Annotated in this window: 17 protein-coding genes and 1 tRNA gene; 3 read left to right on the top strand and 15 right to left on the bottom strand. The window is 70.8% G+C overall.

Annotated elements, in window-relative coordinates:
- Window positions 1-174: 174 nt before the first annotated feature.
- From ABT154_RS31630 to ABT154_RS31700, 15 genes are all read right to left on the bottom strand, one after another.
- Window positions 175-1,482, bottom strand: coding sequence for an MraY family glycosyltransferase (locus ABT154_RS31630; protein ID WP_351861487.1), 1,308 nt, complete (start codon window positions 1,480-1,482; stop codon window positions 175-177).
- A 118-nt stretch (window positions 1,483-1,600) separates the two neighbouring features.
- A complete protein-coding gene (gene glyA, locus ABT154_RS31635; RefSeq protein ID WP_351861489.1) occupies window positions 1,601-2,848 on the bottom strand; it encodes a serine hydroxymethyltransferase in 1,248 nt (415 codons plus the stop codon).
- Between the two features lie 43 nt (window positions 2,849-2,891).
- Window positions 2,892-3,539 carry an arsenate reductase/protein-tyrosine-phosphatase family protein gene (locus ABT154_RS31640; protein WP_351861490.1) on the bottom strand — a complete coding sequence of 216 codons (648 nt, stop codon included), beginning with the start codon at window positions 3,537-3,539 and terminating at the stop codon, window positions 2,892-2,894.
- A complete protein-coding gene (locus ABT154_RS31645) occupies window positions 3,536-4,183 on the bottom strand; it encodes an L-threonylcarbamoyladenylate synthase (protein WP_317873967.1) in 648 nt (215 codons plus the stop codon). Before ABT154_RS31645 ends, ABT154_RS31640 begins: the two co-directional genes overlap by 4 nt.
- A gap of 58 nt (window positions 4,184-4,241) precedes the next feature.
- Window positions 4,242-5,087 carry a peptide chain release factor N(5)-glutamine methyltransferase gene (gene prmC / locus ABT154_RS31650; RefSeq protein ID WP_351861493.1) on the bottom strand — a complete coding sequence of 282 codons (846 nt, stop codon included), beginning with the start codon at window positions 5,085-5,087 and terminating at the stop codon, window positions 4,242-4,244.
- A 46-nt stretch (window positions 5,088-5,133) separates the two neighbouring features.
- A complete protein-coding gene (gene prfA / locus ABT154_RS31655) occupies window positions 5,134-6,210 on the bottom strand; it encodes a peptide chain release factor 1 (RefSeq protein WP_317873966.1) in 1,077 nt (358 codons plus the stop codon).
- Window positions 6,211-6,307: 97 nt separating this feature from the next.
- Window positions 6,308-6,529, bottom strand: a complete 222-nt coding sequence (gene rpmE, locus ABT154_RS31660) for a 50S ribosomal protein L31 (RefSeq protein WP_351861495.1) — start codon at window positions 6,527-6,529, stop codon at window positions 6,308-6,310.
- 158 nt (window positions 6,530-6,687) lie between these two features.
- Window positions 6,688-7,785 (bottom strand): LCP family protein, encoded by a 1,098-nt coding sequence (locus ABT154_RS31665; RefSeq protein WP_351861497.1) that lies wholly within the window; start codon window positions 7,783-7,785, stop codon window positions 6,688-6,690.
- Window positions 7,786-7,989: 204 nt separating this feature from the next.
- The gene (gene rho / locus ABT154_RS31670) at window positions 7,990-10,029 is read right to left on the bottom strand and encodes a transcription termination factor Rho (protein ID WP_351861499.1); all 2,040 of its coding nucleotides are present in this window, start codon (window positions 10,027-10,029) and stop codon (window positions 7,990-7,992) included.
- Window positions 10,030-10,450: 421 nt separating this feature from the next.
- The gene (gene thrB / locus ABT154_RS31675) at window positions 10,451-11,368 is read right to left on the bottom strand and encodes a homoserine kinase (RefSeq protein ID WP_317874072.1); all 918 of its coding nucleotides are present in this window, start codon (window positions 11,366-11,368) and stop codon (window positions 10,451-10,453) included.
- A gap of 284 nt (window positions 11,369-11,652) precedes the next feature.
- Window positions 11,653-12,723 (bottom strand): threonine synthase, encoded by a 1,071-nt coding sequence (gene thrC, locus ABT154_RS31680; protein WP_317874071.1) that lies wholly within the window; start codon window positions 12,721-12,723, stop codon window positions 11,653-11,655.
- Between the two features lie 6 nt (window positions 12,724-12,729).
- On the bottom strand, window positions 12,730-14,028 hold the full coding sequence (locus ABT154_RS31685) for a homoserine dehydrogenase (RefSeq protein ID WP_351861512.1): 1,299 nt from the start codon (window positions 14,026-14,028) through the stop codon (window positions 12,730-12,732).
- A 146-nt stretch (window positions 14,029-14,174) separates the two neighbouring features.
- Complete coding sequence (lysA, locus tag ABT154_RS31690; RefSeq protein ID WP_351861501.1) at window positions 14,175-15,566, bottom strand: diaminopimelate decarboxylase; 1,392 nt, start codon at window positions 15,564-15,566, stop codon at window positions 14,175-14,177.
- A gap of 11 nt (window positions 15,567-15,577) precedes the next feature.
- The gene (nrtL, locus tag ABT154_RS31695; RefSeq protein WP_351861503.1) at window positions 15,578-16,564 is read right to left on the bottom strand and encodes an ArgS-related anticodon-binding protein NrtL; all 987 of its coding nucleotides are present in this window, start codon (window positions 16,562-16,564) and stop codon (window positions 15,578-15,580) included.
- Window positions 16,565-16,656: 92 nt separating this feature from the next.
- Window positions 16,657-17,157 carry a response regulator gene (locus tag ABT154_RS31700; protein WP_351861505.1) on the bottom strand — a complete coding sequence of 167 codons (501 nt, stop codon included), beginning with the start codon at window positions 17,155-17,157 and terminating at the stop codon, window positions 16,657-16,659.
- Window positions 17,158-17,338: 181 nt separating this feature from the next.
- Between ABT154_RS31700 and ABT154_RS31705 the strand changes: the two genes are divergently transcribed.
- From ABT154_RS31705 to ABT154_RS31715, 3 genes are all read left to right on the top strand, one after another.
- A tRNA-Arg gene (locus ABT154_RS31705) sits at window positions 17,339-17,410 on the top strand.
- A 292-nt stretch (window positions 17,411-17,702) separates the two neighbouring features.
- Window positions 17,703-17,966 (top strand): CopG family transcriptional regulator, encoded by a 264-nt coding sequence (locus tag ABT154_RS31710; RefSeq protein WP_351861507.1) that lies wholly within the window; start codon window positions 17,703-17,705, stop codon window positions 17,964-17,966.
- A complete protein-coding gene (locus tag ABT154_RS31715) occupies window positions 17,963-18,376 on the top strand; it encodes a type II toxin-antitoxin system VapC family toxin (RefSeq protein WP_351861509.1) in 414 nt (137 codons plus the stop codon). Before ABT154_RS31710 ends, ABT154_RS31715 begins: the two co-directional genes overlap by 4 nt.
- Window positions 18,377-18,540: the final 164 nt, after the last annotated feature.

An 18,540-nucleotide genomic window follows, 5' to 3' on the forward strand; every position in this document is an offset into this window, starting at 1 on the left:
GTCGCACTACGGTCTTTCGGCACTGTCGCCGGGTCTCGTGAACCGTATCACAAACTATTTGAATAGGTCTTTACCCATAAGGTGTGCCAACCATCACACATGAGAGTTACCCCGCGCGTGTGTGCACGACAGAGCGGCGCCTTGTCTGGTAATGGCCGCTGATGCGGCCATTCGTCAACTTGGCGTTCCGGCCTTCCTTCGGTCGGTGAAGCGCGCGCGGTTGCCGATGGCCGTGGACCCGTGGAGGCCGGCCGGCACCGGAACGCGTTCCTCCGCGGGCTCCGGAGCGAGCTCCGCCACGACAGGGACCGGAGTACGGCGGCGGTAGCGGGGCGGCACGACCGACTGCGCCCAGCGGGGCGCCCGCGGCGTGAAGCGCGGCAGCAGGAGCAGCACCAGACCGATCGCGCTCAGCGCGACCACGCACAGCACGATCCACATCGACGCCGAGTGCACCGAGTACGCCAGCGTCCCGAAGGCGATCAGCGCCGACCAGAAGTACATGATCAGGACCGCGCGGCTGTGCGAGTGCCCGATCTCCAGGAGCCGGTGGTGCAGGTGCCCGCGGTCGGCCGCGAACGGCGACTGGCCCTTCCATGTACGGCGCACGATCGCCAGGACCAGGTCCGCCATCGGGATCGCGATGATCGTCAGCGGCAGCACCAGCGGGATGAAGACCGGCAGGGCGGCGTGGGTGGCCTGCCGGGTCGAACCCTCGAAGATCTTCAGCGCGTCCGGATCGACCTGGCCGGTGATCGAGATCGCGGAGGCCGCCAGGATCAGACCGATCAGCATCGAACCCGAGTCGCCCATGAAGATCCGCGCCGGGTGCATGTTGTGCGGCAGGAAGCCCAGGCACATGCCCATGAGGATCACGGTGAAGAGCGTCGCGGGGGCGGCGGCCTCGATCGTGTAGCCGTACCAGAGGCGGTACGCGTACAGGAAGAAGGCGGCGGCGGCGATGCAGACCATGCCGGCGGCGAGACCGTCGAGACCGTCGACGAAGTTGACCGCGTTGATGGTCACGACCACCAGCGCCACGGTCAGGAGGGTGCCCTGCCCGGAGGTCAGCGAGACGACGCCGACGCCGGGGATCGGCAGCCACAGGATCGTCAGACCCTGCGCGACCATCACGCCCGCCGAGATCATCTGGGCGCCCAGCTTGATCAGCGCGTCCAGCTCGAACTTGTCGTCCAGGACGCCGATCAGCCAGATCAGGGCGGCACCGGAGAGCAGGGCCCGCGGCTCGTTGGAGAGCTCGAAGACGCTGTTCAGGTTCTGCAGGTGGTCGGCGACGAGCAGACCCGCGCACAGCCCGAAGAACATGGCGATGCCACCGAGCCGCGGAGTCGGTTCTCGGTGTACGTCGCGGGCGCGGATCTCCGGCATCGCCCCGGTCGCGATGGCGAACTTCCTCACCGGACCGGTGAGCAGGTACGTCACCGCGGCCGTGACACAGAGCGTCAGCAGGTAATCACGCACGGGCTGCCCCACAGGAATCGCTGGCCATCTCAGCCCCACACCCTAGCCGTGCCGTCCATGTGCTTGGAGACACGCGGGCCGTCCGAACGGTTGCACAGCGACTTTCCCGGATCTTCCCTCAGGGTCCATACGGGGGAAATCGCCCGGTCAGCGCCCTTACCTCCGCCCGCACCCTGGCGGTCTCCGCGGGGTCGTCGCGCAGCGCGGTGGTGAACAGCCCGGCGATCCTGGCCATCTCCGGGGCGCCCATGCCCTGCGTCGTCACGGCGGCCGTGCCCAGCCGGATGCCGCGCCCCTCCCCGTAGGGCAGGGCGCAGGTGTCGAGCACCACACCGGCGGCGGCCAGCCGGGAGCGGGCGGTGCGGCCGTCGATGCCGAGGGGGCCGGGGTCGGCGGTGATGAGGTGGGTGTCGGTGCCGCCGGTCGTCAGCGCGAAGCCCTCGGCGGCGAGGGCGGCGGCGAGGACCCGGGCGTGCTCGACCACCTGGTGGGCGTACGCGGTGAACGCCGGGGTGGAGGCCTCGCCGAACGCCACGGCCTTCGCCGCGATCGTGTGCATCTGGGCGCCGCCCTGGGTGAACGGGAACACCGCGCGGTCGATCCGCCCCGCGAGGTCGTCGCCGCAGAGGATCAGCCCGCCGCGCGGACCGCGCAGCACCTTGTGCGTGGTCGCGCAGACCACGTCGGCGTACGGGACGGGGTTCGGGGCCGCTCCCCCGGCGACCAGGCCGATGGGGTGGGCCGCGTCCGCGATCAGATAGGCGCCGACCTCGTCGGCGATCTCCCGGAAGACGGCGTAGTCGAGGTGGCGGGGGTACGAGATGGAGCCGCAGACGATCGCCTTCGGACGGTGGTGCCGGGCGAGCGCGGCGACCTGCTCGTAGTCGACGAGCCCGGTCTCGGCGTCGACGCCGTACGGGACGAAGTCGAACCAGCGGCCGGAGAAGTTGGCGGGCGAACCGTGGGTGAGGTGCCCACCGTGTTCGAGCCCCATGGCGAGAACCGTGTCACCGGGCCTGAGAAGGGCCGCGTACGCCGCCAGGACGGCCGAGGAGCCCGAGTGGGCCTGGACGTTCGCGTGGTCGGCTCCGAAGAGCGTGGTGGCCCGTTCCACGGCGATCCGCTCGGCGGCGTCGACGTACTCGCAGCCGCCGTGGTGCCGGGCACCGGGATAGCCCTCGGCGTACTTGTTGGTGAGGGGTGAACCGAGCGCGGCGAGGACGGCGGGCGAGGTGAAGTTCTCGGCGGCGATCAGCTGCAGACTGTCGGCCTGCCGGCGCACCTCACCGAGCAGCACGTCGGCGATCTCGGGATCCTGCCGACGCAGGACGTCGAGACCCGCTTCGGGGGGAGCGGTGACCGGCATGGCACCAATGTAGGCACGCCGGCTCCCGCCCGCCCGCTGAGCGTCAGTCCCGCGCCGAGACGCCCGTCAGCGCCGTCACCACAGGATCCAGAGCCTGGTTGATCTCGTCGCCGATCGAGCGGAAGAACGTGATCGGGGCGCCGTACGGGTCGTTGACCTCGTCCGCGTCCACCGAGGGGGCCAGGAGCCACCCGCGTAGAGCCGCTGCCGCGCGGACCAGGGCGCGGGCGCGTTCCACCATGCCCTCGTCGTGGGCGTCCGGGAGGGTGGCCGGGTCGATCGCGCGGACCAGGCGGGTGAACTCCTTCAGGGTGAAGGTGCGCAGGCCCGCCGAGTGGCCCATGGAGATGACCTGCGCCCGGTGGTCGCGGGTCGCCGTCAGGACGAGGTCCGCGCGGATGACGTGCTCGTCGAGGAGCTCGCGCCCCACGAAGCCGCTGTAGTCCGCGCCGAAGTCGGCGAGGACCAGTTCCGCGTTGGCCTCCATCGGGGCGCCCTCGTGGCCCCACGTGCCCGCGCTCTCCACGATCAGGCCGCCGCCGAGGGGATCGCCGAGGCGGTCGCTCAGGGCATGGCGGGTCAGCCGCTCGGTGATCGGCGAGCGGCAGACGTTGCCGGTGCTGACGTGGAGGATGCGGAAGGTGCCGCTGTCTTCGAACCCCGCTATGCCACGCCCCTCAGGGGCGGTCAATGTGCCACCTCGAGGTCGGGTACGACCTTCCGGAGCTCCTCCGGCGACAGTGCTCCCTCGCGCAGCAGCACCGGGACCTTGCCCGTGACGTCGACGATGGACGAGGGGACGATCCCGGGTGTGGGTCCGCCGTCGAGGTAGACGGAGACGGAGTCGCCGAGCATGCCCTGGGCCGCGTCGCAGTCCTCCGGCGCCGGGTGTCCCGTGAGGTTCGCCGAGGAGACGGCCATCGGGCCGACCTCGGTGAGCAGCTCGATCGCGACGGGGTGCAGCGGCATGCGGATGGCGACGGTGCCCCGGGTGTCGCCGAGGTCCCACTGGAGGGACGGCTGGTGCCTGGCGACGAGGGTGAGCGCCCCGGGCCAGAAGGCGTCGACGAGTTCCCAGGCCTGCTCGGAGAAGTCCGTGACGAGGCCGTGGAGCGTGTTCGGGGAGCCGATGAGCACGGGCGTGGGCATGTTGCGGCCCCGGCCCTTGGCGGCGAGCAGGTCCGCGACGGCCTCGCTGCTGAAGGCGTCCGCGCCGATCCCGTACACGGTGTCGGTGGGCAGCACGACGAGCTCGCCCCGGCGGACGGCGGACGCGGCTTCGCGCAGGCCGGTCACACGGTCGGTCGCCTCGTTGCAGTCGTATCGCCGTGCCATCAGTTCCCGGCCTCCTCGTTCGCGTGGTTCGCCATGTCGGTCATGGCGGTCGTGCTGGTCACGGCATCGCCTTGCGGGCGGTCGCGAAGCGCGGCCGGTTGTTCAGGTCCGGGTGGTCGGCGGCGTCGGCCCAGCCGGCCTCTTCGTTGAAGATCCACGGCACCTGCCCGCCCTGGGTGTCGGCGTGCTCGATGACGACGAGGCCGCCGGGGCGGAGCAGCCGGTGGGCGGTGCGCTCGATGCCTCGGATGGTGTCGAGGCCGTCCTCGCCGGAGAAGAGGGCCATCTCCGGGTCGTGGTCGCGGGCCTCGGGTGCGACGTACTCCCATTCGGTGAGCGGGATGTACGGCGGGTTGGAGATGACCAGGTCGACCTGTCCGTCCAGCTCGGGGAGCGCGCCGAGCGCGTCGCCCTGGTGGACGGTGACCCGGGATCCCTCGGCGTTCTTCCGGGTCCACACGAGGGCGTCGTCGGAGAGCTCGACGGCGTGCACGCGCGAGCGCGGGACCTCCTGGGCCATGGCGAGGGCGATGGCCCCGGAGCCGGTGCAGAGGTCGACGATGAGGGGTTCGACGACGTCCATGGCGCGTACGGCGTCTATGGCCCAGCCGACGACCGACTCGGTCTCCGGCCGGGGCACGAAGACGCCGGGTCCGACCTGGAGCTCCAGGTAGCGGAAGAACGCCCGCCCGGTGATGTGCTGGAGCGGTTCGCGGGCCTCGCGGCGGGCGACGGTCTCCCAGTAGCGGGCGTCGAAGTCGGCGTCCTTGACGTTGTGCAGCTCCCCCCGCTTGACGCCGTGCACGAACGCGGCGAGCTCCTCCGCGTCGAAACGCGGTGAGGGAACGCCGGCGTCGGCCAGCCGCTGGGTGGCCTGGGCCACCTCGGCAAGCAGCAGGTTCACGCTGGTCCTCCGTGGTGCGGGGTGGGGCTTACGGAACTTACGCCACTTACGCCGCGGCGAGCTTGGCGGCCGAGTCGGCGTCGACGCAGGCCTGGATCATGGGGTCGAGCTCGCCGTCGAGCACCTGGTCCAGGTTGTACGCCTTGAAGCCGACGCGGTGGTCGGAGATGCGGTTCTCCGGGAAGTTGTACGTGCGGATCTTCTCGGAGCGGTCGACCGTGCGGACCTGGCTGCGGCGGGCGTCGGCGGCCTTGGACTCGGCCTCCTCCTGTGCGGCGGCGAGCAGCCGGGAGCGCAGGATGCGCATGGCCTGCTCCTTGTTCTGGAGCTGGCTCTTCTCGTTCTGGCAGGAGGCGACGATGCCGGTCGGCAGGTGGGTGATGCGGACCGCGGAGTCGGTGGTGTTGACCGACTGGCCGCCGGGGCCGGACGAGCGGTAGACGTCGATGCGCAGGTCGTTGGCGTGGACCTCGACCTCGACCTCCTCGGCCTCGGGCGTGACGAGCACGCCGGCGGCGGAGGTGTGGATGCGGCCGGCGGACTCGGTCGCGGGCACGCGCTGCACGCGGTGCACCCCGCCCTCGTACTTGAGGCGGGCCCAGACGCCCTGGCCGGGCTCGGTGGCGCCGTTGCCGCCCTTGGTCTTCACGGCGACCTGGACGTCCTTGTAGCCGCCCAGCTCGGACTCGGTGGCGTCGATGATCTCGGTCTTCCAGCCGACGCGCTCGGCGTACCGGAGGTACATGCGGAGCAGGTCGCCGGCGAAGAGGGCGGACTCGTCGCCGCCCGCGCCCGCCTTGATCTCCAGAATGACGTCCTTGTCGTCGCTCGGGTCGCGCGGGACGAGGAGCAGGCGGAGCTTCTCGGTGAGCCCCTCCCTGTCCTTCTCCAGCAGCTTGACCTCGGCGGCGAAGTCGGGGTCGTCGTGCGCGAACTCGCGGGCGGTCTCGATGTCGTCACCGGTCTGCTTCCAGGCCCGGTAGGTGGCGACGATCGGGGTCAGCTCGGCGTAGCGCTTGTTGAGCTTGCGCGCGTTCGCCTGATCGGCGTGGACCGAAGGGTCCGCGAGCTTCGTCTCCAGGTCGGCGTGCTCGCCGACCAGTTCCTCGACCGCCTCGAACATCGGGGGCTCCTGGGGTTTTCGTCAGTTGCTACGGGGACGGCAAAGCGCCGGTCCCGGCCACCCGCGCGGGGCGACCGAGGACCGGCGCAGGGGCTCGCTACTTGGCGGAGCCGGTGGCCTTGCCGAAGCGGGCCTCGAAGCGGGCGACGCGGCCGCCGGTGTCGAGGATCTTCTGCTTGCCCGTGTAGAACGGGTGGCACTCGGAGCAGACCTCGGCACGGATGGTGCCCTCGGTCAGCGTGCTCCGGGTGGTGAACGACGCGCCGCAGGTGCAGCTGACCTGGGTCTCGACGTACTCGGGGTGGATCTCGCGCTTCAAGGTGTCTCCTAGTTTCGGGAGGGCTCCGGGTCGCTTCCGCGGGTTGCGGCAAACGTGAACCGGGGCCGACGTACCAGTCTGCCAGGACCGGCCGCATCTCCCAAAACCGGGGTCGGGCCGGAACTATTCCTGAGCCGCTCGGGGCGGCGCCTCCGGCGCTACCTCACGAGGCCGTCGGCCTTGCCGGTGGCGGTGCCCTCGGTGGCCGCCGCGGGGATCGGGAGGTCCTTCTTCAGGGCCGTCCAGACCTGCTCGGCCTGGGCTTCGAGGGGGACGACGCGGTTGGGGTCCCGGGGGTCGTACTCGACGGGCATGGTGACCATGTGGACGTTCTGGGCGCCGATGCCGGAGAGGCCCTTGGCGAAGCCCATCAGCTCCTGGACGGAGTCGAGTTCGGAGTCGGGCGTGATGGCCTTGGTGGCGGCGTCGGCGAGGCCGTACAGCTTGGTCGGGTTGGTGAGGACGCCGACGCTCTTGACCTGGTCGATGAAGGCCTTCATGAAGGCCTGCTGGAGCTGGATGCGGCCGAGGTCGCTGCCGTCGCCGACGCTCTTGCGGGTGCGGACGAGGCCGAGGGACTGCTCGCCGTCGAGGGTGTGGGTGCCCGGTCCGAGGTCGAGGTGGCTCTTGCTGTCCTTGATGGCGGTGGTGGTGGTGATCTCCACGCCGCCGAGTTCGTCGATGAGCTTCTTGAAGCCGGTGAAGTCGACCTCGATGTAGTGGTCCATGCGGATGCCGGACATCGATTCGACGGTCTTGACGGCGCAGGCGGGGCCGCCGACCTCGTACGCGGTGTTGAACATGGCCCGCTGCTCGCCGGCGACGGTGGCGCCCTTGCCGTCGGCGCAGGTGGGCCGGTCGATGAGGGTGTCGCGGGGTATGGAGACCACGCTGGCCTTCTTGTGGCCCTCGTAGACGTGGACGACCATCGCGGTGTCGGAGCGGGCGCCGCCCTCGTCCTTGCCGTAGGCGCCGTTGTCGCCGGAGCGGGAGTCGGAGCCTAGGACGAGGATGTCCACGGAGTCGTTGTCGGTGTCGTCGGGGCGGTCGGTGCCCAGCTGGGCGTTGATGTCGACGCCCTTGATGTTGCCGTCGAGCTTGAGGTACGCGAACCCCGCTCCGGCGCCGCCGAGGACGAGCACGGCGGCGGCGGCCGACAGCAGGATCGTCGTCCTGCGGCGTCGCGCGGCGGGCGGTTTGCGGCGGCGGCCGGTTCCCGCGCCGCCTATTCGGCCGCTCTTGTTCTGCTCGGTCATCGTCTTCCCTCGGCCCTCGGTTCACCATGTGTGACGGCGAAGCACCCGAAAGGGTTGCATATGGACCTGTGAGGTTTCGGTGAGCTCGGGCGGAGACAGCACTGCGCCCACCGTGCGGGGCACGGTGGGCGCAGTGGTTTACGCAGGTCACGACGGGGTTACGGAGACGGGGCCCGGGTCTCGTCGTGTGACGCAGCTCTCGCGTCAGTCGTCGTTCTTGCCGCCCGGCGTCGTCTTCTGGATCTGGAGCAGGAACTCGCCGTTCGACTTCGTCTGCTTCATCTTGTCGAGCAGCAGCTCGATCGCCTGCTGCTGGTCGAGCGCGTGGAGCACACGACGCAGCTTCCAGGTGACGGCCAGCTCGTCGGCGCCGAGCAGGATCTCCTCCTTGCGGGTGCCGGACGCGTCGACGTCCACCGCGGGGAAGATGCGCTTGTCGGCGAGCTTCCGGTCGAGCTTGAGCTCCATGTTGCCGGTGCCCTTGAACTCCTCGAAGATCACCTCGTCCATGCGCGAACCGGTGTCCACCAGCGCGGTGGCGAGGATGGTCAGCGAGCCGCCGTCCTCGATGTTGCGCGCGGCACCGAAGAAGCGCTTCGGCGGGTAGAGCGCGGTCGAGTCGACACCACCGGAAAGGATGCGGCCGGAGGCCGGCGCCGCGAGGTTGTACGCGCGGCCCAGGCGGGTGATCGAGTCGAGCAGGACGACCACGTCGTGACCCAGCTCCACGAGACGCTTGGCGCGCTCGATGGCCAGCTCGGCGACGGTGGTGTGGTCCTCGGCCGGACGGTCGAAGGTCGAGGAGATGACCTCGCCCTTGACCGACCGCTGCATGTCGGTGACCTCTTCCGGACGCTCGTCGACCAGGACGACCATCAGGTGGCACTCGGGGTTGTTGGTGGTGATCGCGTTGGCGATGGCCTGCATGATCATGGTCTTGCCGGTCTTCGGCGGGGCCACGATCAGACCGCGCTGGCCCTTGCCGATCGGCGACACGAGGTCGATGATCCGCGTGGTCAGCACGCCCGGGTCGGTCTCCAGACGGAGCCGGTCCTGCGGGTACAGCGGGGTCAGCTTGTTGAACTCCGGACGGCCGCGGCCGGAGTCGGCCGCCATGCCGTTCGCCGAGTCCAGGCGGACCAGCGCGTTGAACTTCTCGCGGCGCTCGCCCTCCTTCGGCTGACGCACGGCGCCGGTGACGTGATCACCCTTGCGCAGCCCGTTCTTGCGGACCTGGGCGAGGGAGACGTACACGTCGTTCGGACCGGGCAGGTAGCCGGAGGTCCGGATGAACGCGTAGTTGTCGAGGATGTCGAGGATGCCCGCGACGGGGATCAGGACGTCGTCGTCGGCGACCTGCGGCTCGCCGGCCTGGAAGTCGTCACGGCCACGACGCCCGCGACGGTCGCGGTAACGGCCCCGACGGCCGCGACGGCCGCCCTCGTCGTCGTAGTCGTCCTGCGGACCGGCCTGCTGGCCGCCCTGCTGGCCCTGGCCCTGGCCCTGGCTCTGCTGGCCCTGACCCTGGCCGCCCTGGCGCTGGCGCTGGCCGCCCTGGCCACCGCCCTGCTGCTCGTCGCCCTGCTTGCCGCGGTCGCGCTGACGGTCACGGCGGTCACGGCGCTCGCCGCGCTCCCCGCGCTCGCCGCGGTCACGGCGGCCACGGCCCTCGGCGCCGTCGACGGCGGCCTCGGCCTTGGCGTCGGTCTGCGTGTCGGTGCGGGCCTCGGTCTTCACGACCTGCGCGGCCTCGGCCTTGGCCTCGCCCTCCGGCGAACCGGCGGGGGCGGTGGCACGGCGACGACGGCGCTCGCCGGCCGGCTGATCCTCCGAGGCGGGCTGGCCCGGGATGTCGATCTGCTGCGGGGCGACGGCCTTCTCGGCCGTCTTCTCCGCCTTGGGCGCGGCGGCCTCTGCCGCGGTCTCGCCCGTACGCGCCTTGGCGGTGGCACGGCGCTTCGGCTTGGTGTCGGCAGCGGCGTCGGCGGTCTTGGCGGGCGCGGCGGAACCTCCGGCCTGCGCCTCCTTGATGACCTCGATCAGCTGGCTCTTGCGCATCCGCGCGGTGCCCCTGATGCCGAGGCCGGACGCGACCTGCTGCAGCTCGGCCAGGACCATGCCGTCGAGGCCGGTGCCGGAGCGGCGGCGCCGTGCGGTGCCGCCGGTGGCAGCACCTGCGGCGGGCGCGGGGGTGTCGACACTGCTGTCGGCAGTCACGCCCATCAGATCGGTGGTGTCGCTCACGAAGGGTCCTTCCCTGGAGCGGACGTCGGCCATCTGGCTCGGCGACCGGTTGTGCTGTCCGGCAGCGGTCCCGTGTTCGGTGGACCGTGTCCGGGGCGGTGGTCCCGCCGGGTGCGGCGGAAGAGAGAACGTGCTGTGGTCCGGCCCGAGCGCCCCCTGCTCGGCCCTCACGCTGGAAGAAGAGCGAGGGGTGTCGTGCCGGTTCCGGAGCGTGCTCGAAACTGCTCAGGCAGGCTGCTCAGGCAGTTGGGGAGGCTCCCGGAAGAATCGGTGGTCCCTGATGGGGACACTCAGCACCGCGCCACAAAGGCGCCGGGTGCTGACTTGAGGTTAACACTACCGGCTCCGACAAACATTCCCCCTCTCCCTCACCGGCAATCTCCAGTCCCGGCGGCTGCCCGGCGTCCGGTCCGCCGTGCGCCTAGGGCGCCAGCGGCAGGACGCTCGCTCCGGACGCGTCGAGGTCGAGCCGGTTCGCCGCCCAGCCCTCGCCCGCCAGGCGGGCGACCTTGTCGGCCGTCCCGTGTTCGGCCAGCGCGAGGACCGTGGGGCCCGCGCCGGAGATGACCGCGGGGACACCGTCCGCGCGCAGCCGGTTGACCAGGGCGAGGCTCTCGGGCATCGCGGGGGCCCGGTACTCCTGGTGCAGCCGGTCCTCGGTGGCCGCGAGCAGCAGTTCGGGGCGGCGGGTCAGGGCCTCGACGAGGAGGGCGGCGCGACCGGCGTTGGCGGCGGCGTCCACGTGCGGGACGGTGCGCGGCAGGAGTCCGCGGGCGGTCTCGGTCAGCACCGGCTTGCCGGGGACGAAGACCACCGGGACGATGGAATCCGAGGGGTCCATCCTGATCGCCCGCGCGGCACCGGACTCGGTCCAGGCGAGCGTGAATCCGCCGAGCAGACAGGCGGCGACGTTGTCGGGGTGGCCCTCGATCTCGGTGGCCAGCTCCAGCAGGGCGGCCTCGTCGAGCCGGGCGTCCCCGCCTATGGTCACGGCGCGGGCGGCGACGATGCCCGCGCAGATGGCGGCGGAGGAGGAGCCGAGGCCGCGGCCGTGCGGGATGCGGTTGGCGCAGACGACCTCGAGGCCGCGCGGCTGTCCGCCGAGCAGGTCGAAGGCCGTGCGCAGGGAGCGTACGAGCAGGTGGCTCTCGTCGCGCGGGAGCGTCTCGGCGCCCTCGCCGGCGATGTCGACGTGCAGCCCGGAGTCGGCGACACGGACGACGACGTCGTCGTAGAGGCCCAGCGACAGGCCGAAGGCGTCGAAGCCCGGACCGAGATTGGCGCTGGTGGCGGGGACGCGCACCCGTACGGCGGCGGCGCGGAACGCTGGACCGGCCATCGCTCGATGACTCTCCTTGATTGCGACAACGGTGTTTCTGTACAGCGGGTGTTGCGGAGGAATTGCTCGGGGAACCCGGGGGCCGTTTCGGCCACGGGGGCGACAACGGCAACGACACCGCGCGTATGCGTCGGGGCGGGTTCGGTACAGCCTATCGAAGGAAGGTTCTGCCGCGACATAGGGCGCACAGGAGGCGCACGATGCGTGTCGCGAGCCAACCTGTGCGCCTATGTACGTTCCTGATCGGGTTTCGATCAGCGCTTTCGCCCCGTAAGGGGGTGGGATCAGGCCAGACCGAGGCGTTCGGCGGCGGCAGCCGCGTCCACCGGGACGGTGACCGGCTGCGGCGCGCCGGCGACGGCCCAGTCGGGGTCCTTGAGCCCGTTGCCCGTGACGGTGCAGACGATCTTCTGGCCGGGATCCACCTTGCCCTGCTCGGCGGCCTTCAGCAGACCGGCGACCGACGCGGCCGAGGCGGGCTCGACGAAGACGCCCTCCTGCGCCGCCAACAGGCGGTAGGCGCGCAGGATCTCACGGTCCGTCACCTCGTCGATGAAGCCGCCCGACTCGTCGCGCGCGGCGATCGCGTAGTCCCACGAGGCCGGGTTGCCGATGCGGATCGCGGTGGCGATCGTCGACGGGTCCTTGACGACCTCGCCGCGCACGAGCGGCGCGGAGCCGGAGGCCTGGAAGCCCCACATGCGCGGGCGGTGGGTGGCGAGACCGTCGGCGGCGTACTCGCGGTACCCCTTCCAGTACGCCGTGATGTTGCCGGCGTTGCCCACGGGCAGGACGTGGATGTCGGGCGCGTCGCCCAGCATGTCCACGATCTCGAAGGCGGCGGTCTTCTGGCCCTCGATACGGACCGGGTTGACCGAATTGACCAGCGCCACCGGGTAGTTCTCGGAGAGGCTGCGGGCCAGCGTCAGGCAGTCGTCGAAGTTGCCGTCGACCTGGAGGATCTTCGCGCCGTGCACCAGGGCCTGGCCCATCTTGCCGAGCGCGATCTTGCCCTGCGGCACGAGGACGGCCGACACCATCCCGGCCCGTACCGCGTAGGCCGCGGCCGAGGCGGAGGTGTTGCCGGTGGAGGCGCAGATGACGGCCTGCGCGCCCTCCTCCTTGGCCTTGGAGATGGCCATGGTCATGCCCCGGTCCTTGAAGGAGCCGGTGGGGTTGGCGCCCTCGACCTTGAGATGCACCTCGCAGCCCGTGCGCTCGGAGAGGACCTGAGCGGGTACGAGCGGCGTGCCGCCCTCACGGAGCGTGACGACCGGCGTCGTGTCCGTGACCGGAAGGCGGTCCCGGTACTCCTCGATGATGCCGCGCCACTGGTGGGTGCCCTTGTGGGTCATGGGTCCTTACTCCCCTTCAACACGCATGATGCTGGCGACACCGCGTACGGTGTCGAGCTTGCGCAGCGCCTCGACGGTCCCGGAGAGGGCGGCGTCGGGCGCGCGGTGGGTGACGACGACGAGGGAGGCCTCGCCGTCTCCGTCCTGGCGAACGTGCTGGCGCACGGTGTCGATGGAGACACCGTGCTCGGCGAAGACCGTCGCCACCTGGGCGAGGACGCCCGGCTTGTCGGCCACGTCGAGACTGATGTGGTACCGCGTCACGACCTCGCCCATGGAGCTCACGGGCAGCTGGGTGTACGCGGACTCGCCGGGACCCTTGGCCTCGTTGAGCTTGTTGCGGCACACGGCGACGAGGTCGCCGAGGACGGCCGAGGCGGTCGGGGAGCCGCCGGCGCCGGGGCCGTAGAACATGAGCTGCCCGGCGGCCTCCGCCTCGACGAAGACCGCGTTGTACGCCTCGCGGACGGAGGCGAGCGGGTGGCTCAGCGGGATCATCGCGGGGTGCACGCGGGCGGTGACGGACCCGCCGTCGGCGGCCCGCTCACAGATGGCGAGCAGCTTGACGGTGCAGCCCATCTGCTTGGCGGAGGCGAAGTCGGCGGCGGTGACCTCGGTCATGCCCTCGCGGTAGACGTCGTCGAGGCGCACGCGCGTGTGGAAGGCGATCCCGGCGAGGATGGCGGCCTTGGCGGCGGCGTCGAAGCCCTCGACGTCGGCGGTCGGGTCGGCCTCCGCGTAACCGAGGGCGGTGGCCTCGTCGAGCGCCTCGGAGTAGCCGGCGCCGGAGGTGTCCATCTTGTCGAGGATGAAGTTGGTCGTGCCGTTGACGATGCCCATGACCCGGTTGATCTTGTCGCCGGCGAGGGACTCGCGCAGCGGGCGGACCAGCGGGATGGCGCCGGCGACGGCGGCCTCGTAGTAGAGGTCCTGGCCGTGCTGCTCGGCGGCGGCGTGGAGCGTCACGCCGTCCTGGGCGAGCAGCGCCTTGTTCGCCGAGACGACGGAGGCGCCGTGCTCGAAGGCGGTGGTGATGAGGGTGCGGGCCGGCTCGACCCCGCCGATGACCTCGATGACGACGTCGATGTCGCCCCGTTTGACCAGGGCGGTGGCGTCGGTGGTGATCAGCTCGGGCGCGATCCCCTCACGGACCTTGTCCGGGCGGCGGACCGCCACGCCGGCGAGCTCGACCGGGGCGCCGATGCGCGCGGCGAGGTCGTCGGCGTGCGTCGTCATGATGCGCGCCACCTCTGAGCCGACCACTCCACAGCCCAGCAGCGCCACCTTCAGCGGACGCGTACGCATCATCCGACCTCTTTCTCGTACTACTTCGTATCTCTACGTTCGAGTCTCTGCGGTTCTCAACGGTGGAACCAGTCTCACTCACCGGACGGGGGTTTCAGCCCCTCGTCCGGATCCTGAGACATCTATTTCATCACTCGACTATTTCATCATCCGACGTCGAGACGCAGGAGATCTTCCTCCGTCTCGCGCCGCACGATGACCCGTGCCTCGCCGTCACGGACGGCGACGACGGGCGGCCGGAGCGCGTGGTTGTAGTTGCTGGCCATGGAGCGGCAGTACGCGCCGGTGGCCGGCACGGCGATGAGGTCGCCGGGCGCCAGGTCCGACGGCAGGAAGGCGTCCCGTACGACGATGTCGCCGCTCTCGCAGTGCTTGCCCACGACCCGCGACAGCATCGGCTCGGCGTCACTGGTCCGCGAGACGAGACTGACGCTGTACTCGGCGTCGTACAGGGCGGTGCGGATGTTGTCCGACATGCCCCCGTCGACGCTCACGTACGTCCGCAGCCCTTCGAGGGGCTTGATCGTGCCCACCCGGTAGAGGGTGAAGGCGGTGGGCCCGACGATCGCGCGCCCCGGCTCGACCGAGATGCGGGGCGTGGCGAGCCCGGCGGCCTCGCACTCGCGCGTCACGATCTCGCCGAGCGCCTTGGCGATCTCGTGCGGCTCGCGCGGGTCGTCCTCGGAGGTGTACGCGATGCCGAGGCCGCCGCCCAGGTCGATCTCGGGCAGCTCCACCCCGTGCTCGTCACGGACCTCGGCGAGCAGCCGCACGACCCGGCGGGCGGAGACCTCGAAGCCGGCCATGTCGAAGATCTGCGAGCCGATGTGCGAGTGGATGCCGATGAGTTCGAGGCCGTCGAGCCTCAGCGCCCGGCGTACGGCCTCGGCGGCCTGCCCGCCGGCGAGCGCGAGACCGAACTTCTGGTCCTCGTGCGCGGTGGCGATGAACTCGTGCGTGTGGGCCTCGACGCCGACGGTGACGCGGATCTGCACGCGCTGCCGCTTCCCGAGGGACTGGGCGATGTGCGCGACCCGCACGATCTCCTGGAAGGAGTCGAGCACGATCCGCCCCACGCCGGCCTCGACGGCGACGCGGATCTCGTCCTCGCTCTTGTTGTTGCCGTGGAAGGCGATGCGCTCGGCGGGCATCCCGGCGGAGAGGGCGGTGGCGAGTTCCCCGCCGGAGCACACGTCGAGGTTCAGCCCCTCCTCCTGGAGCCAGCGCACGACGGCCCGCGAGAGGAACGCCTTCCCGGCGTAGAACACGTCGGCGTCCTTGCCGAAGGCCTCGGCCCAGGCGCGGCAGCGGGCGCGGAAGTCGGTCTCGTCGAGGAAGTAGGCGGGGGTGCCGAACTCCTCGGCGAGGGCGTCGACGCCGATGCCCCCGAGAGTGACGACACCGCGCGGGTCCCGCTCCACCGTCCGGGCCCAGACCTTGGGGTCGAGGACGTTGAGGTCGGCGGGCGGCGCGGAGTAGTGACCCTCGGGGAGGACATCGGCGTGACGGGGCCCTGCGGGGTGGGCGGAACGACTCATGTCTGGCTCTTTCAGATCCGATCGGGTGCGCTGATGCCGAGCACGGAGAGGCCACCGGCGAGCACCGTCCCGGCGGCTTCGGCGAGCGCGAGCCGGGAACGATGGGCGGCCGAGGGTTTCTCGTCGCCGAGCGGCAGAACACCGTGCTGGAACGCGAGCAGCGCGTCGGCGATGGTCTCCAGATGCCGGGCGACCCGATCGGGGGCGCGGTGGCGGGCGGCGGCCAGGAGGACGGAGGGGTGGTCGCGGAGGGCGCCGAGGAGAGCGGGAGTGGGCGGTTCGAGTACCTCGTCGTACGAGGGGACGGCGCCGAGCTGTGCGCCGTTGACGAGCAGCCGCCGCACGCGGGAGTGGGCGTACCGGACCCGGAAGAGGGCGTTGCGCTCGTGCTGGACGAGGAGGGGAGGTCCGTCGAGGGGCCGGTCCTGGGGCGCGGCGCGGAGCAGGGCCCAGTGGGCGGCGTCGGTACCGAGGCCGTCGAGGGCGCCGGGGTCGTACGCCCCTTCCCGTACGTGGATCCGCTCGGTGCCGCCGAACCCGGCGTCGGCGCCCTGGGTGCGCAGCAGCCGGACGACGGTCCGGGTGAGGAGGGCGGCGCGCGGCCCGGTCGTGTCCGTCGGGTCGGCGAAGCGGACGGTGGTCCCGGCGAGGGCGGTCCCGCTGCCGTACGCGGCTCCGGCGTCCCGTACCGCCCGGACGAGCTCGCCGGCGGCGTCGCGCCGCAGGGTGAAGTTGAGGAATCCGGGCCCGGTGATCTCGACGCGTCGCAGCCCGGGGACGTCACGGAGGCGTTCCCGGAGGATCCCGGCGACATCGAGGGCGCTGCGTCCGGAGGGCCGGGCGAGGGTGAGGGCGACGTTGCTGGCGTACTCCCCCGCACCACCGGGCCGGGCCCGCTCGACCTTGACCCGGGAGGGCACGTCGACCCGCAGCGCACCGTCGTCGACCGCACGACGCACGGCGTGCAGCACGGTGAGGGAGAGGTCCGCGGGGGTCACGGGTCAAGCCTAGGGGAGGAGGGGGGTGGGAACGCGAACCGGTTTCGGCATGCGGGCACCCGTCGCGTCAACCGTCACCCTCGGCGTCAGCCTCAGCAGTGACCGGACGTGTTCCTGGTACGGCCGTCGAGGGGCCGGTCGTCCGTGGGGCGGTCGCCTATCGGGTGGTCGTCGGCTGCGGCCGGGTCCTCTCCCCCGTCGGGCCCGTCGGATCCGGCGGCCTCGGGGCGCTCGCGGCGCTCGCGGTGGAGCAGCTGGCGCACGACGCGGACGAGTTCGGTGGGCTCGAAGGGCTTGGCGAGAAAGGCGTCGACGCCGGAGGCGACCCCGCCGGCTACCTCGTGCTCCCCGCAGGCACTGATGATCGCGACCGGAAGATGACTGGTCCGCGGGTCGGCCCGCAATCGCTCGGCGGTCTTGATCCCGTCCAAGCGGGGCATGACGACGTCGAGGGTGACGACATCGGGACGGACCCGGTGCACGACATCCAGACACTCGGCACCATCGGCCGCGGTCACGACCTCGAACCCCTCAAGTTCGAGATTGACCCTGATCAACTGCCGGATCACCTTGTTGTCATCGACAACGAGCACCCGACCGGACACGCCTGACACACGAACGAGAGTAGGCCGCCCAGAACGACCGCGTCCGGGTTTTGCCCACTTCTGACCCGTGCGGGGGACCCAACCCCTGGTGACGCCCCGGAAATACCTGTTCACAGCCACTCCCCAGGAGCTGGTAGTGTTCAACCCGTCGCCGCCGAACGCGGCGCACGCCCCCGTAGCTCAGGGGATAGAGCAACGGCCTCCGGAGCCGTGTGCGCAGGTTCGAATCCTGCCGGGGGCACTTCGCGAGAAGTGCTTAAGAAGCCCCTGACCTGCAGAAATGCAGGTCAGGGGCTTCTTTGTTCATGTCAGAACGCACACGGCCCATGTGCGTTGCGCTTCTCGGCCTTCCCTCATCTACACACCCGTGACCCGCGCTTTCACCTCCGACTCACCTACTGAGTGAGGCGTTCCAGACCCCTCGAAACAGGCCCGCGCGGGACATCTGTGGGACGCGGGATTCGTGGAGACCACTCGGTTCGCCGCGAGGACCATGACCCGCAACAGGGAGGATGACAGGTAGGATAAGTATCATGAGTGAGCCTACCGGCAAGTACTCGATCACCATGCCGCGCGACATCGCCGAAGCCGCCAAGGCCCGCAGCGGCCCCTCCGGCCTGTCCGCCTACGTGGCCGCCGCCGTCGCCCGCCAGATCGAACGCGACAACCTCAACGAACTCATCACCGTCGCCGAGGCCGAGCACGGACCCGTCACGGACGAGGAGATCCAGTCCCTGCGCGATCAGCTCGCCCAGGCGCGAAGCGAGCAGGCACAGCACGGGGCGAGCGTCGCGTGACCCGCTCCCCCGCGGTCCCTGGCGGAACCCTCGTCCTCGACAGCGAAGGGCTGGCCAAGGCCACCTTGCGTGATCGCACGGTCACCGGCTGGCTTGCCCTCGCTCGCGCCGACGACCTGCGCGTAATCACCTCGGCGGCGACCCTCGTCGAAGTGGTACACCCGCGCATCAACCGCCCGGCCCTGGAGTGGACGCTCTCCCGACTCGTCATCGAACCGATCACCGAGCCCATCGCCCGCCATGCCGCCACCCTCCTCGCCGACTCCGGCCTGCACGGCCACAAGTACGCCATCGACGCGATGCTCGCCGCTACCGCGCTCGCCTCACCAGGGCCCGTCACGATCCTCACCTCCGACCCCGAGGACCTCACCACCCTGTGCGGCGGACGCATCACAATCATCAAGGTCTGACTCCGCCGGCAGCTCCACCGGTGCGCGTTGACGAACATCAAACCTGGTTATTCGGCGGAATTGGGTGACCTATTGATCAGAAACTCAAAGGGTTCTCGTCCAGGACGTAGCGGACATGCGGGCCGCCGAAGTAGCCGCGGACGATGTGTGGTTGACGCTGGCGT

The sequence above is a fragment of the Streptomyces sp. NPDC001728 genome (assembly GCF_040297565.1).
GTDB lineage: Bacteria > Actinomycetota > Actinomycetes > Streptomycetales > Streptomycetaceae > Streptomyces.

Coding starts and splice junctions, on each gene's coding strand:
- glyA (WP_351861489.1), bottom strand. CDS start 2,848: ATGCCGGTCACCGCTCCCCCCGAAGCGGGTCTCGACGTCCTGCGTCGG.
- ABT154_RS31645 (WP_317873967.1), bottom strand. CDS start 4,183: ATGGCACGGCGATACGACTGCAACGAGGCGACCGACCGTGTGACCGGC.
- prfA (WP_317873966.1), bottom strand. CDS start 6,210: ATGTTCGAGGCGGTCGAGGAACTGGTCGGCGAGCACGCCGACCTGGAG.
- ABT154_RS31665 (WP_351861497.1), bottom strand. CDS start 7,785: ATGACCGAGCAGAACAAGAGCGGCCGAATAGGCGGCGCGGGAACCGGC.
- thrB (WP_317874072.1), bottom strand. CDS start 11,368: ATGGCCGGTCCAGCGTTCCGCGCCGCCGCCGTACGGGTGCGCGTCCCC.
- thrC (WP_317874071.1), bottom strand. CDS start 12,723: ATGACCCACAAGGGCACCCACCAGTGGCGCGGCATCATCGAGGAGTAC.
- ABT154_RS31685 (WP_351861512.1), bottom strand. CDS start 14,028: ATGCGTACGCGTCCGCTGAAGGTGGCGCTGCTGGGCTGTGGAGTGGTC.
- lysA (WP_351861501.1), bottom strand. CDS start 15,566: ATGAGTCGTTCCGCCCACCCCGCAGGGCCCCGTCACGCCGATGTCCTC.
- ABT154_RS31710 (WP_351861507.1), top strand. CDS start 17,703: ATGAGTGAGCCTACCGGCAAGTACTCGATCACCATGCCGCGCGACATC.